At 74.5% G+C, this 16,167-nt stretch carries 11 protein-coding genes; 5 read left to right on the top strand and 6 right to left on the bottom strand.

What is annotated here, in order from left to right; genetic code table 11:
• Positions 1–130: 130 nt before the first annotated feature.
• Positions 131–886: an NAD(P)H-binding protein gene (locus tag AB0F18_RS12485; RefSeq protein WP_362058323.1), complete on the top strand. Its 756-nt coding sequence runs from the start codon at positions 131–133 to the stop codon at positions 884–886.
• A 101-nt stretch (positions 887–987) separates the two neighbouring features.
• Here the strand turns inward: AB0F18_RS12485 and AB0F18_RS12480 are convergent, their stop codons facing one another.
• Entirely contained in the window at positions 988–2,142 is a 1,155-nt protein-coding gene (locus AB0F18_RS12480; RefSeq protein ID WP_362058379.1) for an ROK family transcriptional regulator, read from the bottom strand.
• Between the two features lie 78 nt (positions 2,143–2,220).
• Between AB0F18_RS12480 and AB0F18_RS12475 the strand changes: the two genes are divergently transcribed.
• The 3 genes from AB0F18_RS12475 (at position 2,221) to AB0F18_RS12465 (ending at position 5,639) form a co-directional block, all read left to right on the top strand.
• Positions 2,221–3,438 (top strand): MFS transporter, encoded by a 1,218-nt coding sequence (locus AB0F18_RS12475; RefSeq protein WP_362058320.1) that lies wholly within the window; start codon positions 2,221–2,223, stop codon positions 3,436–3,438.
• 63 nt (positions 3,439–3,501) lie between these two features.
• Positions 3,502–4,899, top strand: coding sequence for a solute carrier family 23 protein (locus AB0F18_RS12470; RefSeq protein WP_362058376.1), 1,398 nt, complete (start codon positions 3,502–3,504; stop codon positions 4,897–4,899).
• Positions 4,900–4,976: 77 nt separating this feature from the next.
• The gene (locus AB0F18_RS12465) at positions 4,977–5,639 is read left to right on the top strand and encodes a DUF5995 family protein (RefSeq protein WP_362058317.1); all 663 of its coding nucleotides are present in this window, start codon (positions 4,977–4,979) and stop codon (positions 5,637–5,639) included.
• A gap of 132 nt (positions 5,640–5,771) precedes the next feature.
• Here AB0F18_RS12465 and AB0F18_RS12460 read toward each other — a convergent pair whose 3' ends face one another.
• Positions 5,772–7,472 (bottom strand): NAD(P)/FAD-dependent oxidoreductase, encoded by a 1,701-nt coding sequence (locus AB0F18_RS12460; protein WP_362058314.1) that lies wholly within the window; start codon positions 7,470–7,472, stop codon positions 5,772–5,774.
• Between the two features lie 72 nt (positions 7,473–7,544).
• Complete coding sequence (locus AB0F18_RS12455) at positions 7,545–8,345, bottom strand: carbon-nitrogen hydrolase family protein (RefSeq protein WP_362058312.1); 801 nt, start codon at positions 8,343–8,345, stop codon at positions 7,545–7,547.
• Between the two features lie 294 nt (positions 8,346–8,639).
• Between AB0F18_RS12455 and AB0F18_RS12450 the strand changes: the two genes are divergently transcribed.
• On the top strand, positions 8,640–9,350 hold the full coding sequence (locus AB0F18_RS12450; protein ID WP_362058309.1) for a GNAT family N-acetyltransferase: 711 nt from the start codon (positions 8,640–8,642) through the stop codon (positions 9,348–9,350).
• Between the two features lie 154 nt (positions 9,351–9,504).
• Here AB0F18_RS12450 and AB0F18_RS12445 read toward each other — a convergent pair whose 3' ends face one another.
• The 3 genes from AB0F18_RS12445 to AB0F18_RS12435 form a co-directional block, all read right to left on the bottom strand.
• On the bottom strand, positions 9,505–14,109 hold the full coding sequence (locus AB0F18_RS12445; protein WP_362058306.1) for a hypothetical protein: 4,605 nt from the start codon (positions 14,107–14,109) through the stop codon (positions 9,505–9,507).
• A gap of 78 nt (positions 14,110–14,187) precedes the next feature.
• On the bottom strand, positions 14,188–14,643 hold the full coding sequence (locus AB0F18_RS12440; RefSeq protein ID WP_007262967.1) for an Lrp/AsnC family transcriptional regulator: 456 nt from the start codon (positions 14,641–14,643) through the stop codon (positions 14,188–14,190).
• 10 nt (positions 14,644–14,653) lie between these two features.
• Positions 14,654–16,123 carry an amino acid permease gene (locus tag AB0F18_RS12435; protein ID WP_362058303.1) on the bottom strand — a complete coding sequence of 490 codons (1,470 nt, stop codon included), beginning with the start codon at positions 16,121–16,123 and terminating at the stop codon, positions 14,654–14,656.
• Positions 16,124–16,167: the final 44 nt, after the last annotated feature.

The raw sequence follows: 16,167 nt of genomic DNA, 5'->3' as shown, positions 1-16,167 counted from the left end.
GCGAGAGGTGAGGACCCGGTGGCCCGGCGGCCACCGGGTCCTCGCCCGTTCTTCGGGCGCTGGTGTCACGTTCCGGGGCCCTGCGCTGTCCCTTGGGAACAGGCATTCCGATGCGGAAGGACACCCCATCATGAGCACGATCCTCGTCACCGGCGGCACCGGCACTCTCGGAGCCCTGGTGGTCCGCATGCTGCGGGAGCAGGGCCACGAGGTCCGGGCGCTGAGCCGGAGCTCCGCCGAGTACCCGGTCGACCTGCGCGACGGCAGGGGGCTGGACGCGGCGATGGCGGGCGCGCAGGTCGTCGTCCACTGCGCGAGCTCGCCGCGCGGGGGCGACGACGTGGCCGCCGGGCACCTGATCGACGCGGCCCGGCGCGCCGGGACCGTCACGAACCTCGTCTACATCTCGATCGTCGGAGTGGACGTGGTGCCGTTCGGCTACTACCGGACGAAGCTGCGGGTGGAACGGCTGCTGGAGGGGTCGGGGCTCGGGGTCACCATCCTGCGGACCACCCAGTTCCACGACCTGGTGGCGCAGGCGACGGCCTCGCTGGCGAAGCTCCCGCTGCTGCCGGTGGTCCCGCTGCCCAAGGGCGTACGGGTCCAGCCGATCGCGGTCGAGGAGGTCGCGGACCGGCTCGCGGAGCTGGCGGTTCCGGCGGCGGCGGGGCGGGTGCCGGACATGGGCGGGCCGGAGGTCCGGAGCCTGGAGGAGTGGGGGCGCGCGTACCTCGCCGCGGTGGGGAGCGGGCGGCGGGTGGTGGGGGTGCCGCTTGCGGGGCGGGCGTACGCCGCGTTCCGGCGGGGCGGGAACCTGGCCCCTGACCGGGCGGTCGGCCGGATCACCTTCGGTGAGTTCCTCGGGCGACAGCGCCGGGCCGGCTGAAAGACCCTGGGGCTCCGCCCCAGACCCCCCGCCTCAAACGCCGGCGAGGCTGTAGATGGCCCGCGCGGCGTTGGAGAGCACCGGCGGCCGGGGCCGTCCGGTCAGCCCGCGAACAGGAGGGACTGGGCGGCCTCGCGGGCGGCCAGGCGGGCGCCCTCCAGGACCGCCGGGTCGCCGAGGGCCGTGGCGCGGACCTCGGTCGGGACCGGGCTCAGGGCGGCCAGGCGGCGGGCGACCCACGCGGCCAGGGCCTCGCCGCCCGCGCGGCCGAGCTCCCCGCCGAGGACCACGCACCCCGGGTCCAGGACCGCGGCGACGGCCGCCGCCCCGAGGGCGAGCCGTTCGGCGAGGGCCTCCAGGAAGGCCTCCCCGGCGGCTCCGGCGAGGGCCTCCTCCACGGACCCGCCGAATCCGTGCTCGGCCGCCAGCGCGGCCACCGCCGCCCGGCCGGCCAGGGCGTGGAAACCGCCGCCGCAGTCGGTCGCGGAGGGCAGCGCCCCGGTGCCGGGCACCGGCAGGAAGCCGATCTCGCCCGCCCCGCCGGAGGCGCCCCGCCGCAGTCGGCCGTCGAGGACCACGGCGGCCCCGACCCCGTCGCCGAGCCACAGCAGCACGAAGGAGTCCACGTCCCTGGCGGCGCCCAGGCGCTGTTCGGCCAGGGCCGCCAGGTTGGTCTCGTTCTCCACCACCACCGTGGCGGTCAGCCGCCGCTGGAGGGCGGCCACCAGGTCCCGGTGCCAGGCGGGCAGGCCGCCGCTGTCGCGCAGCTCGCCGGTGGCCGGGGCGACCAGGCCCGGCGCGCCGACGACCACCGTGTGCAGCTCCCGCGCGCCCGCCTCCCGGGCCAGGGCCTCCAGCCGGTCCACGGCCTCGCCGACGGCGTCGACGGGCAGCTCGGCGCTGGCCAGCGGGCGGCCGAGGAGGTCCGTGACCACCGCGGTCGCGCTGTCGGTGCGCACGTCCAGGGCGGCCAGGTGGGCCCGCCGGGCCACGATCCCGTAGACGCGGGCGTTGGGGCCGCGCCGCTGTTCGCCGGACTCCCCCACGACCTCCACCAGCCCGGCCGCGCCCAGCCGTTCCAGCAGGTCGGCGACGGAGGGGCGGGAGAGCCCGGTCAGCTGCTTGAGCTGGGTGGCCGTCAGCGGCCCCTCCGCCTGGAGCAGTTCGAGCGCCAGGCGGTCGTTCATGGCCCGGGCCGTGCTCGGCGAGGCCGGTGACGGGGCCGGGGCGGCGGGGGCGGAAGCGGCGGGGGACATCGCCTTCACAGGGGTCACGGGAGCCATCCTAAGGAAAGGACTTCAATTATCAGGCAGCCTCCCTGATAATTTAATTCCATGACGACCGGGGAACCCGACCTCAGCCCGGCACGCCTGTGCCGCGCCCGCTTCGCGATAGCCGCCGTCTTCTGCGCCCACGGCGCCGTGACGGGCTCCTTCGCCACCCGTATCCCCTGGATCCAGGAGCACGCCCAGATCGGCGCGGGCACCCTGGGCCTGGCCCTCGCCTTCCCCGCCCTCGGTGCGGCCCTCGCCATGCCACTGGCCGGCCGGGTCAACCACCGCTTCGGCGCCCGGGCCGCGCTGCGCGGGCTGCTGTCCCTGTGGACGCTGTCCCTCCTCCTGCCCGCACTCGCCCCGAACCTGGTGACCCTGTGCTGCGCCCTCTTCGCCTACGGGGCCGCCTCCGGGACGGCGGACGTGGCGATGAACGCGCTCGGGGTGGAGACCGAGAACCGCCTCGGCCGCTCGGTCATGTCCTCGCTGCACGGGATGTGGAGCGTGGGCGCCCTGCTCGGCTCGGCCGCCGGCACGGTCGCCGCGCACGCCGGGACCGACGCCCGCCTGCACCACCTGGTCGCCTCCCTCGTCCTGACCGCGGCCGGGCTGGCCGCCGTACGCGGGGTGCTGGACCTGCGCAGCGAGCCCGAGGAGGAGGCGCCCCCGCGCTTCGCCCGGCCCCCGAAGGCGGCCGTGCTGATCGGGGCCGTGGGGTTCTGCGCGGTCTTCGCCGAGGGCGCGAGCCTGGACTGGTCGGCGGTGTTCCTGCGGGACGTGCTGGGCACCGAGGCCGGTACGGCGGCCGCCTCCACCACCGCGTTCGCCCTGACCATGGCCGTGGCCCGGCTGGCCGGGGACCGGGTCGTGGACCGGTTCGGGGCGGTGCGCACCGTCCGGGCGGGCGGTGTGCTGGCCGCCCTGGGCGGGCTGCTGGTGGTGACCGTCCGGCACCCGGCCGCGGCCATGGCGGGGTTCGGGATGATCGGGCTCGGCATCGCGGTGGTGGTGCCGCTGGCCTTCGCGGCGGCGGGGCGCAGCGGGCCGGCTCCGGCGCAGGCCATCGCCGGGGTCGCGACCATCACGTACACCTCGGGGCTGATCGCCCCGTCGGCGATCGGGGCGGTGGCGGACGCGACGTCGCTGGTGGTGTCGTTCGGGCTGGTGACGCTGCTGGCGTGCGCGCTGGTCCCGGGGGCGTCGATGCTGCGGCCGAGGTCTCCGGAGGGCGCCGGGGATGCCATCAATCGGGACGAACCAGCTGCTATCCGGCCGTAATATATCGCTGGCCGCCCTGCGGTCATGATCCTTGACCTCTCGGCGGAACGGAAGTGGTGGAACATGGGCTTCGGCCTGCGCTGGACCCTGCACGGAGACGGGCGGACCCCCGCCCCCGGCGCGGTGGTACGGCCGGACGAGCGGCTGTCGTGGCCGCGCACCGCCGGGCTCGGCGCCCAGCACGTGGTCGCGATGTTCGGCGCGAGCTTCGTCTCGCCGGTCCTCATGGGCCTGGACCCGAACCTCGCCATCATGATGTCGGGCATCGCCACCGCCGTCTTCCTGCTCGCCACGCGCGGGCGGGTCCCCTCGTACCTGGGCTGCTCGCTCTCCTTCGTGGGCGTGGCGGCGGCGATCCGGGCCGGCGGCGGGGACAGCGCCGTGGTCACGGGCGCGGTGTTCGTGGTCGGGGTGGCGCTGTTCCTGGCGGGCCTGGCCGTCCAGCGGTTCGGCGCGCGGATCATCCACGCGGCGATGCCGCCGGTGGTGACGGGCGCGGTCGTGATGCTGATCGGGTTCAACCTGGCGCCGGTGACGGCGGCGACGTACTGGCCGCAGGACCAGTGGACGGCCCTGCTGACCATGCTGTTCACCGGTCTGGCCGTGGTGTGCCTGCGCGGTTTCTGGTCGCGGATCGCGATCTTCCTGGGGCTGGTCTTCGGGTACGCGGTCTCCTGGGTCTTCGACCTGGTCTTCGGCAAGATCCACTCCCCGGCGGGCGGGACCGAGGCCGTGGACCACTGGCGGCTCGACCTCTCCGGCGTGGGCAAGGCCGACTGGATCGGGCTGCCGTCGTTCCACGGGCCGTCCTTCGAGTGGTCGGCGATCCTGATCGCGCTCCCGGTGGTGATCGCGCTGATCGCCGAGAACGCCGGGCACATCAAGGCCGTCGGCGAGATGACCGGGGACGCCCTCGACGACAAGCTCGGTGCGGCCATCGCCGCCGACGGTGCGGCGTCCATCCTGTCCACGGCGGTCGGCGGCCCGCCGAACACCACGTACTCCGAGAACATCGGGGTCATGGCCGCCACCCGGGTCTACTCCACGGCGGCCTACTGGGCGGCGGCCGGTTTCGCGCTGCTCTTCGGTCTGTGTCCGAAGTTCGGGGCGGTCGTCGCCGCGATCCCCGGCGGGGTGCTCGGCGGGATCACCGTGATCCTGTACGGCATGATCGGCCTGCTCGGCGCGCAGATCTGGCTCAACGGCCGGGTGGACCTGCGCAATCCGCTGAACCTGGTCCCGGCCGCCGCGGGCATCATCATCGGCGTCGGCGGGGTGAAGCTGCACTTCACCGACAGTTTCGAGCTGGGCGGCATCGCGCTCGGCACGATCGTGGTGATCACCGGCTACCACGCGCTGCGCTACTTCGCCCCGGAGCACCTCAAGCGCCAGGAGCCGCTGCTGGACGAGGGCACCTCGACCTACGACAGCGCCGAGAAGGCGGAGGACAAGCGGGGTTGACGGCGTTTCGCCCGAACCGGCGAAGCGTACGGCCAAGTTCCCCGCGCCGGGCGCCCGGGCTGCGACGCTTGCCTGTCATGGAAGCGGTACTCGCGCGGATGCGCGTCCTCGACGAGCGGCTGCCCGCGCAGGACGGCGTGGCCGTCTTCAACCGGGTGTACCTGACCGTGACGCAGACCCTGCACGAGCGGATCGAGCACGGGGCCTTCCCCGAGCCCCGGCGGGCCGAGGCGCTGAGCATCCGGTTCGCGGAGCGCTACCTCACGGCGGTGGAATCGGAACGGGCGCCGGCCTGCTGGCGCCCGCTGCTCCAGTACCGCCGCCACCCGGGGGTGCGCCCGCTCCAGCACGCGCTGGCCGGGATCAACGCCCACATCGGGCACGACCTGGCCCTGGCGGTGGTGTCCACCTGCCGGGTGCTGAACTGCGCGCCGGCGGCCCTGGAGGCCGACTTCCACCGGGTCGGCGACACCCTGGTCTCCCTGGAGGAGCGCATCCGGGAGGACCTGATGCCGGGCCCGGACCTGCTGGAGATCGCCGACCCGCTGACGCACCTGCTCGGCTCCTGGAGCCTGGAGCGCGCCCGCGCGGGCGCCTGGGCGGCGGCCCGGATGCTGTGGAGCCTGCGCCGCTCCCCCGAGCTGGCGGAGGAGTTCGAGGAGTCCCTCGACGCCGGCGTGGGCCTGGTGGGCCGCTGCCTGCTGACCCCGACGGGCCGGCGCCCGGCCGGGCGGGGCTGACCGGCCCTCCGCCCCCAGCGCCTCACAAGCGAACCGGCCCCGCCCCGCGTACGACAGCCGGAGGCTGTCGCAGCGGCGCGAAGCCGGGGAGGCCCGCCAGGGCCGAGCCGCGCGAGCGGCGCGTTGGAAAGATCAGTCCTCGGGGAGTTCCACCGGGGCGATCTCGTCGTAGACGTCGCCCGGGCCGGGGTTGGTGGCGTCCGTGGAGCCGCCGAGGTGGTGCATGACGCCCCAGACCGCGTTCAGGGCGGTCTGGACGGCGCCCTCGGCCCAGCCGGCCGTCCAGGAGATGTCGTCGCCCGCGAGGAAGATGCCGCGCTTGTCCTCGGGGAGGCTGTCCTGCATGAAGTGGGTGAACAGGCGGCGCTGGTAGCGGTAGTGGCCCGGCAGGTTGGCCTTGAACGCGCCCATGAAGTAGGGCTCGTTCTCCCAGCTCACGGTCACCGGGTTGCCGATGATGTGGCGGCGGATGTCGACCTTGGGGTAGATCTCGCCGAGGGACTTCAGCATGACCTCCATCCGCTCGTTCGCGGACAGCGGCAGCCACTTCAGGCTGTCGTCGCACCAGGTGTACGAGAGGCAGATGACGGCCGGCTGGTCCGGGCCGTTGTCCAGCAGGTAGGTGCCGCGGGTCATGCGGTCCGTGAGCGTCATCGACATGACGTCACGGCCCGTCTCCTCGTCCTTGTCCAGCCAGAACGGGCGGTCCACCGGGATGAAGAGCTTCGAGGACTCCATGTAGTGGGTGCGCTCGATCGCCGTCCAGTGGTCGATCGGGAAGAGCGTGTCGTCGCACTCGATCTTCGACAGCAGCATCCAGGACTGCGCGGTGAAGATCGCCGCGCGGTAGGTGCGGATGTCGCCGTTGGCGTCGGTGACCGTGATGCGGTTGCCCGCGGTGCGGTGCAGGCGGGTCACGGCCGGGCGCGGGGCGCCCTCGTGCAGGGAGGACAGGGAGGTGCCCTGGGCCCAGTGGACGATCTTCTCGGGCTCGCGCTCCCACAGGCGCATCGGCAGCTGCTGCGAGCCGCCGACGATGCCGCGGTGGTGGTCGTCGGCCTCGGTGTAGACGACGCGCAGGATCTCCAGGATGGAGTTCGGGAAGTCGGTGTCCCAGCCGCCGGTGCCGAAGCCGACCTGGCCGAAGATCTCGCGCATGCGGAAGGACTGGAAGGCCTGCGACTCGCACAGGAAGCCGTAGAAGGTCTGGTTGTCGAGCTTCTCGACGAGCTTGGCCCAGATCTCGCGGATGCGCGGGACGTCCCGCTCGCGCATCGCCTGGTTCATGTCGGAGAAGTCGGCGCCCTCGTCGAGGCAGGCGTTCCACGCGGCGGCGACGTCGCGGTAGACCTGCGGGAGGTCGGCGATGGTCTCGGCGTAGTGGGTCTCGCCCTTGAGGTCCACGACCGTCGAGGGGGTGGCCTCGGCGAGCGGGTTCGGGAAGGGCTGGGTCTGCAGACCGACCAGGTCGATGTAGTGCTGGAGCGCCGTGGAGGAGGGCGGGAAGCGCATGGCGCCCATCTCCGCCGTGAGGCCCTCGGTGCCCGGGCCCTCGAAGCCGACGGTGCGCAGGCGGCCACCGATCTGGTCGGCCTCGTAGACGACGGGCTTGAGGCCCATCTTCATCAGCTCGTAGGCGGAGATGATGCCGGACAGACCGCCGCCGATGACGGCGACCTCGGTGCCGAACTCCGTCGCCGGTATCTGGCCCAGACCCGCCGGGTGGGCGAGGAAGTCGTCGTACGCGTACGGGAAGTCCGGGCCGAACATGGTGATCGGCGGGAGCTGTCCGTCGCCGTGCGGAACGGCGGTGGTGGGCACCGTGGACGTCATGGGGGCACGTCTCCTTGCGGCAGAGCAGGCGGGGCTGGGGCGGGAGGGGGTGGAGCGGGGTTCGGGCGCGTCTCAGACGAGGGAGGCGTAGAGCCCGGGGCGGCGGTCGCGCAGGTACGGGTTGGTCTCGCGCGAGGCCCGGAGCAGCTCGGGGTCGACCTCGCCGTAGACCGTCTCCTCGGCGCGGCCGGCGCGGGTGCGGGTGACCCCGTCCGGGCTGGCGAGGCAGCTGAGGCCGACGAACTCGAACTCGCCCTCGGGGCCGGTCCGGTTGACGTACGCGATGTACATCTGGTTCTCGAAGGCCCGTACCGGGACCAGCTGTTCGGCGACGAACTGGAACGGGTGCATCTGCGCGGTCGGGACCAGGAGGAGGTCGGTCCCGGCGAGCGCGTGGGCGCGCACGTTCTCGGGGAACTCCACGTCGTAGCAGATCATGATGCCGACGCGGAGGCCGTTCAGGTCGGCCTGGACGACGGGGACGTCGCCGGGGGTGAAGGCCTCCTGTTCGAAGCAGCCGAACAGGTGGGTCTTGCGGTAGTTCGCCAGCCGGGTCCCGTCGGGGCCGATCAGCTGGGCCGCGTTGTAGACGGTGTCGCCGTCGCGCTCGGGGTAGCCGTACAGGACGGCGACTCCGTGGCGGCGGGCGATGCCCCCGATGGCGTGGGCGGACTCGCCGTCCGCCGGCTCCGCCAGGCCCGCGATGTCCCCGGTCTCCAGCGCGTAGCCGGTCAGGTACATCTCGGAGGTCACGAGGAGCCCGGCCCCGCCCTGTGCGGCGCGCGCCACGGCCTCGTCGAGCCGCTTCAGGTTCTCGGCGGTGTCGCCGAGCCGTCCGGAGCTCTGGAGGAGTGCGGTGCGCAGCGGGGGCATGGGCGAACCTCTGTGACAGGTGGGGTGGGGTCGTAAAACGGTACGTTCGGGCGTTCGACCGGGACAAGCCGTCACCGTTGCGCTGGCCTCATCGATTCGTTGCGCGTTCTGCCCGGTAGGCGGCGAATCGTTGCGCGGGGCCCGCGCGGCGGGCGGAGGGGGCCGCAGGCCCCGCCGGTAAATGCGCTGCTCCCGGGGGCTTCCGGGGCGTACCCTGCCGCCGTCGCCGCTGTCCCGTGCCGCCGCGCGGGGCCCGCCGAAGGCGGCCGTCTCCAGGGAAGGACCCCGCACCGCATGTCCACCGAGAACCACGCCGCCCCGCTGGACAACCCGGTGTGGGCCGCGCTGACCGGCCCGCACCGCGCCTTCGCCGAGTATTCGGGGCAGGGGGCCGCCCGCTACCTCCCGGCCGCGAACCCCTTCGCCGCCGTCGCCGACCCGGCGGATCCGGCCGCCTGGGCGGACCTGGCCGCGCTGGTCGGGCCGGGCCGGGAGGTGTGGCTGACGGGGCTGCCGACGCCGCCGGCCGGCTGGGAGACGGTGCGCTGCATTCCGGGCGTGCAGCTGGACGGGCGGGCGGTACGGGCCGAGGCCGCGCCGGAGGCGGTGCGGCTGGGTCCGGCCGACGTGGCGGAGATGACGGAGCTGGTGAAGCTGACCGAGCCGGGCCCCTTCCTCCCCCGCACCATCGAGCTGGGCACCTATCTGGGCATCCGCCGCGGGGGCCGGCTGGTGGCGATGGCCGGGGAGCGGATGCGGCCGCCGGGCTGGACGGAGATCAGCGCGGTGTGCACCCACCCGGACCACCGCGGCCAGGGGCTGGCCGCGGTGCTGATACGGGCGGTGGCGGCCGGGATCAGGGAGCGCGGGGACGTCCCGTTCCTGCACGCGGCCGCGGACAACGCCAACGCGATCCGGCTGTACGAGGCGATGGGCTTCGCCCTGCGCCGCGAGCCGGTCTTCATCGGGCTGCGCACGCCCGGGGCGGCGGGCGACCGGCCGTAATCCGGTTTTGACACGGGGTTCACCGAGTCCTGCCGGGCCTCCCGTAGTGTCGGCGAAGACGGGGGCCCGGGCAGGGGGCCGGACGGCTGAGGCGATGAACACGCGGATCAGCGGCCGCCCGGCCCTCCCGCCCGGCTCCCGTCCCCGTGTGCCGTCAGGCCCGCGCCGCTCCCCGCTCCGCCCAGGCGCGGGCGAACAGCTCGTGCGGCGGGACGGGCGCCAGCAGGCGCAGCAGCGGCAGGTGGAGGTCCCTGCCCGAGGCCGACGCGATGTGCGCCTCCAGCTTCGCCGTCTCCACGGGGAGGTGCGGGGCCTTGGCCTCGGTCCACTCCCCCGGGACGAACAGCGTCCGGCCCGCGCGGGCCCGCTTCTCGCTCACCACGGCGCCGGTCGCCAGCAGCTCCGCCTGGGCGGCCTTGTGCCGGGCGGGGGTCCAGCCGTTCCAGCGGCGGACGGCCCGGTCGGTGGGGCGGGCGAGGGCCAGCAGCTGGAGGTGGAGGGCGGCGGCGTCCGTACCCGTTCCGAGGGCGGCGGCTGCCTCGGCGACCAGCTCCGGGGCGCTGAGCGCGGGGTCGGCCTCGTAGCCGCCCTCGGGCACCGGGGTGGCGGCGGCCCGGGCGGCCAGCCGGGCCAGGCCGTCGAAGAGGTCCCGGTGGCGGCGCAGGACGGTCAGCATGTAGCCCTTCCGCACCGTGGCGGCCACCCGCTCGGCCCGCTCCCACCGCCGGGGGTCGGCGAAGGCGGAGGGGCGCAGGAAGACGTCCCCGCTGGGCACGGCGACCACGAACAGCCCGTCGTCGAGGGCGGTGGAGGTGCCGGTGGCGCCTTCCCACAGGGGCTGCGGGCAGGGCAGGAGGGTGCCCTCGTACGGGGTGAAGGCCGGGTCGGTCCGCGCGGTGTCGGTCAGTTCCGAGAAGTAGCCGCCCAGGGGCACGAGAGCCTCGGGGCCCTCCAGCTGGGCGCGCAGCCGCCCGTACAGCGCGAGGGCGCCCCGGGCCGCCGGGTCCCCGACGGGCCGCTCGGTCAGCGCCCAGGCGATCACGGAGGCGGCCCGCTGGTGCGCGGGCTTCCCGGCCTGCACCCAGTCCCCGGCGGTGCCGTCCGGCGCGAGGTGGTGGAGGTGGATCCCGCCCATCACGCTGCCGGCGAGGACCAGGCCGTCCTCGCCGAAGGGCGCGTCGGCGGGGGCGCGTCCGGCGGGCAGGCTGCGGGCCCAGGCGTCGGGCAGGCCGAGTTCGGCCTCCAGGGCGGCGGCCAGCTCCTCGTCGGCGTACTCGCCGGCGCCGAGGAGCCCGGTCCAGACGGCGGCCATCCGCTCGGCGGCCGCCGGCACGCCTCCGGGCTCCCAGAGCGCGGCCGGGTCCTCGGGCACCGCGGCGGCCAGGACCGCGCGCCGTCCGGCGTCACCGAGGCGCCGGCAGAGGGCGTCGTACTGCTGGGCCAGGGCCTTGTTCGCCTTGAACGGGGCGGAGGCCAGCAGTTTGAGGTGGTGGTCGTAGTGGTCGCGGCCGGGGAACCCGCCGAGGACCAGGGCGGCGACGGGGCCCCGGACGCCGGTCAGCCGGGCGAAGGCGTCCCGCACCGCGGGCGGCACGGTCAGCGGGCCCCGTTCGGCGAGCAGCTCCAGCAGCCGGGGCAGGCGGACGGCGTCGTCGGTCCCGACGGTGCGGACCTCGCAGTCCTCGGCGGCCTCGGGCGCGGGGTCGGCGGCCCGCTGGAGGAACCAGGCGGAGCCGCCGCGGACGGGCCCGGAGGCGAGGGTGTGCCCGGCGGCCCGGCAGGCGGCGAGGGCCTCCTCGGTCGCCCGGCCGGTGCGCCAGGTACCGCCCTTCTCGGCGAAGGGCTGCCCGCTCCAGGTCTCCAGCAGGGCGGCCAGCGCCTCCCGCTCGGCATCAGGGGTACTGGCGGCCAGGGCCCGCCAGGCGACGGCGCCGATCCCGCCGACCAGCGGCTCCCAGGTCTCGGGGGCGGCGGGCCGGGCCAGGACGCGTGCCTCGTCGTCGATCTCTCCGCGCAGGTGGCGCCCGTCGGCGGCGACGGCGGTCTGGACGGCGGGCTGCGGGGGCACGGAGGGCTCGCCGTAATAACGGCGGCGTTCGGGCACCAGCCCGTACAGGGCGGGGACGAGCACGGTGTCGGGGGCCTCGGTGCGCAGCGAGACCACCGGGCCGGAGCGGATGACGGCGATCCGGCGGGACAGCTCGCGGCGGCGGCGCAGGACGTCGGCGGCGAGGGACGCGGCCCGGGCGACTCCGTCGGCGACGCGGGGGTGGAGGGGGCCGGGCAGGGCGGGCTCGGGTTCGCCGGCCAGGGCGGCGTCGAGCAGGGCCCGTACGGCCTCGTCGTCGACGGTGCGCAGGGCCGAGGAGGAGGCCGCGCAGCGTTCGGTGAGGAAGTGCCAGAAGGCGGGGGGCGGGACCGGGCCGGCGCCGTCGCCGAAGCCGGGGGTGCGGCGCCGGTCGGAGCCGGGGAAGCCCTGGACCTGCCAGAGCAGGGAGTTGTCCTCGGCGGCGTGGCAGCGGATGGTCTCCTGGCCGGCGAGGACCGCTTCCTCCCCGCCCTGCGGCATCCGGATCACGGCCCAGGGCAGGCGGCCCCAGCGGCGGCTGCGGTAGGAGGCGCGGCGGCCGTCGACGCCCTCCAGGAGGAACTCCGTGGGCGAAGGGCCGGGGTAGGGGGTGCGGTTGAGGACGCGGAAGCCGACGAGGCGGCCGTCCCGGCCGAGCGGGGAGTCGGGGGCGCCGTCGGGGAGGGCGGCGAGGGTCTGGAGGTCGCCGAAGTGCTCGGTGCCGGGCGGGAGGGGGGCGGCGGTGTGGAAGGCGGGGGTGTCGGGGCCGGTGCCGGGCGCGGCGGTGGCGGGGTCGATGCGGGTCCAGGTGCGCCAGGAGCGGTGGACCTCGGTGCTCCAGAACCGCTCGCCGTCGCTCATCTGGACGTCGTGGGAGCCGATGCCCTCGCGGCCGCCGGGGCGCAGGACCCGGCCGTCCTCCAGGCGTCCGCCGTCGGGGGTCGCGAACTGGTAGCCGAGGCCGCCCCGGGTCATTCCGCCGTAGCGGCGCAGGCCGAGCTGTTGTTCCGGTTCGAAGACGTCCTCGGGGCGGTCGGCCCAGAAGGCGTGGTCCCCGAAGGAGGCCTGGGGGGTGGTGCCGAAACCGACGAGGAAGGCGCCGCCGACCCAGTGCACGCTGTGCGAGGTGGCTTCCTCGGGGAGCCGGAAGGAGCAGGAGCCGCGGGTGCCGGCGTGGTCGACGGCGATGGCGCGGTCCGGCCCGTAGACGGTCAGGACGGGCCAGGTGCAGGTGACTCCGGTGACCGCGCCGGGCCCGCCGAGGGCGGCGACGGCCTCCTCCAGGGCGGGCCAGGCCCATTCCTCGGGCAGTCCGGCGCGCAGGGCGCGGCCGAGGGGGCCGGTGAGGTCCAGTTCCGCGAGGGCCTCCTCGATGCCGTCCAGGACGAGGGCGGTCGGCCGGTCGAGGAGGGCGGCGAGCTCGTCGACGGCCTCGTCCGCCGCCGCGAGGCCGCCGCCGCGCAGGGCGGTGAGGAGGCTCTCGACGCGGCCGTGGACCTCGGCGGCGATGCCGGCGTTGCCCGGGAGGCGGGTGACGGCCGTACCGTTCCGGCGCAGGGCGGCGTGGACGGTGCCCTCCAGGCGGGGGCCGAAGAGCGGGTCGGCGGCGAGGGCCTTGAGGTCGCGGCGGGAGCGCTCGTCCCAGAACACCAGCTCCACGGCGACGCCGGGGTCCTCGACGGCGATGCCCTCGGCGAGGCAGGCGTCGAGCAGGTCGGCGTCCAGTCCCGGGTAGCGGTAGCGGTCCTCGTGCAGGCGCAGCGGGGTTTCGGCGGCGCGCAGCCGGGGGGCCCAGCGGGTCAGCAGCTCGAAGAGCTCGGCGGGCATGGGCTGGCGCATGACGCCGCCGCCGGAGCGGCCGTGGCCGAAGCGGCGGGTGTAGCGGGCGAACCAGCCGGGCAGGCCGTCCTCGGGGACGATCCGGCCGGCCGCGGCGGCGTCGGCCGCCCCGCAGCCGAGGAGGAGGCGCAGCCAGGAGGAGGCGTCGCCGCGGCTGTCGGGGAAGAGGTCGAGGAGCGCGAGGGCGGTGTCCTCGGCCGGGGGGTGGGCGGTCAGCAGCGGGGTGGCCGCGTCCAGCAGCCGGTCGGGGACCTCCTTGTGCCGGGCGGCGGCCAGGACCAGGCCCAGGACGCGGGCCTCCTCGGCGGTGCCGAGACCGGCGGCGCGCGCGGACAGCCGGACGCGGCGGGCGAGGTCGGCGGGGAGCTCGCCGGGCGAGGCGGCCCAGGCCTCCAGGACGCGTACGTACTCCGCGTGCGCGGCGGCGGGTTCCAGGGCGGCGGCCAGCCAGGCCTGGTGGCCGCTCAGCTCGGTGCCCGGCAGTGCGCCGGCGCGGGCGAACAGCAGCAGGTTGGCGCGGTGCCAGTCGGGGTCGACGGGCAGCCGGTGGGTGCGCTCGGCCTTGCGGGCCAGGGCGTAGGCGCGGGCGGCGGAGCGCAGGTGCCAGCTGATGAGTTTGTGGCCGACGGTGTCCCAGAACCAGGGCAGGTGGGCGGGGTCCAGCTCCCGTACCCGCCGCTCCAGCCCGTCCACGAACCGGCCGGGCTTCTCGTACGCCCGGTGGATGGTGCGGCCGACCTCGTCGAACAGCTCGACGGCCGCGGGCTCGGCGGCGGGGTCGTGGGCGCGGGCCCAGTCGGTGTAGACGGTCGAGGTGTGCGGATCGGCCGGCAGCGGGATCTGGATCTTCATGCGGGCGATGGTGGCACGCCCCTCTGACAGCCTTCGCGCCCGGCTTCGGCGCCCCCGGAGGCGAAGGAGCCCCCGGAATTACGCAGGTGCTCCTGAGGTGAAGCGGCGCAGGAGCGGGCTGAGGACGAGGACGGACTTGGTCCGTTCGACGAAGGGCTCGCCCGCGATGCGCTCCAGGACCCGCTCGAAGTGGCGCATGTCGGAGGCGAAGACCTGGACGAGGGCGTCCGCGTCGCCGGTGACGGTCGACGCGGACACCACCTCGGGGTACCGCTCCAGCCCCCGCCGGATGTCGTCCGGCGAGGTGTTGTGGCGGCAGTAGATCTCGATGAAGCCCTCGGTCTCCCAGCCCATGGCCGCCGGGTCGACGCGGACGGTGAACCCGGTGATGGCGCCTTCGGCCCGCAGCCGGTCCACGCGCCGCTTGACGGCGGGGGCGGAGAGTCCGACCTCGGAGCCGATGTCGGCGTAGGAGCGGCGGGCGTCCTCGGCGAGGGCGTGCACGATGCGTTCGTCGAGATCGTTCAGTCGCACTGCGGATGGATCACATTTCTGCTGCGGCCACTTCTTCCGTGGCGAGGCGGGAGCGGCGGATGCCGTACACGAAGTAGAACACGAGGCCCACGACCATCCAGCCACCGAAGACGATCCAGGTGGCCAGGTCGAGGCTGAACATCATGAAGCCGCAGGCGAGGAAGCCGAGGATCGGCGTGACCGGGAAGAGGGCCACCTTGAAGGTGCGCGGCATGTCCGGCTTGGTGTAGCGCAGGATGATCACGGCGATGTTGACGAGGCCGAAGGCGAAGAGGGTGCCGATGCTGGTGGCGTCGGCGAGCTTGCCCAGCGGGATGAAGGCCGCGAGGACGCCGCAGAAGAGGGAGACGATGACGACGTTGGCGCGGGGGGCGCCGGTCTTCTCGTCGACCTTGGCGAAGACCTTGGGGACGAGGCCGTCGCGGGACATCGCGAAGAGGATGCGGGTCTGGCCGTAGAGGACGGCGAAGACGACGGAGAAGATCGCGATCACGGCGCCGGCGGCGAGGACGACGCCCCAGACGCTGGTGCCGGTGACGTCGGTCATGATCTGGGCGAGCGCGGCCTCGGCGCCCTCGAAGTCCTGCCACGGCATGGCGCCGACGGCGACGAACGCGACGAGGACGTAGAGGACGGTGACGATGCCCAGCGAGAGCATGATCGCGCGGGGCAGGTCCTTCTTCGGGTCCTTGGCTTCCTCACCGGCGGTGGAGGCGGCGTCGAAGCCGATGTAGGAGAAGAAGAGGGTGGAGGCGCCGGCGGCGATGCCGGACATGCCGAGCGGGGCGAGGGGGGTGTAGTTGCCGGACTTGATGCCCATGACGCCGATGCCGATGAAGAGCAGCAGCGTGACGATCTTCACGGCGACCATGATCGAGTTGACGGTGGCGCTCTCCTTGGCGCCGCGCATCAGGAAGACCATGGAGAGCAGGACGACGACCAGCGCCGGCAGGTTGATGAACCCGCCCTCGCCCAGCGGCGCGGAGACCGACTCGGGGATGGTGATGCCGATGGTCCCGTCGAGGAGCTCGTTGAGGTACTGGCCCCAGCCGACGGCGACGGCCGCGACGGAGACGGCGTACTCCAGGACCAGGCACCAGCCGCAGATCCAGGCTATGAGCTCGCCCATGGTGGCGTACGCGTACGAGTACGAGGAGCCCGAGACCGGGACGGAGCCGGCCAGCTCGGCGTAGGAGAGGGCCGAGAACAGGGCGGTCAGACCCGCGATGACGAAGGAGATCGTCACGGCGGGGCCGGCCTTGGGGGCGGCGGTGCCGAGGACGACGAAGATGCCGGTGCCCAGGGTGGCACCGATGCTGATCATGGTCAGCTGCCACATGGTGAGCGAGCGGCGCAGCGAGCCGCCCTCGCCCTGGCCGCCCTCGGCGACGAGCCGCTCGACGGGCTTGCGGCGCATCAGCGGGTTCACGGGCTTGCGCTTCTCCTGGGAGAGCGGGGGTGCCTGGCCCTGGTCGAGCACGAGGGGACTCCTTTGACACTGCGGATGGGGACGGTTCGGGCGTC

This window comes from Streptomyces sp. NPDC029216 (genome assembly GCF_040648015.1).
In the GTDB taxonomy this organism is placed as follows: Bacteria; Actinomycetota; Actinomycetes; order Streptomycetales; family Streptomycetaceae; genus Streptomyces.
This window is presented reverse-complemented; position numbering and strand designations above follow the sequence as displayed.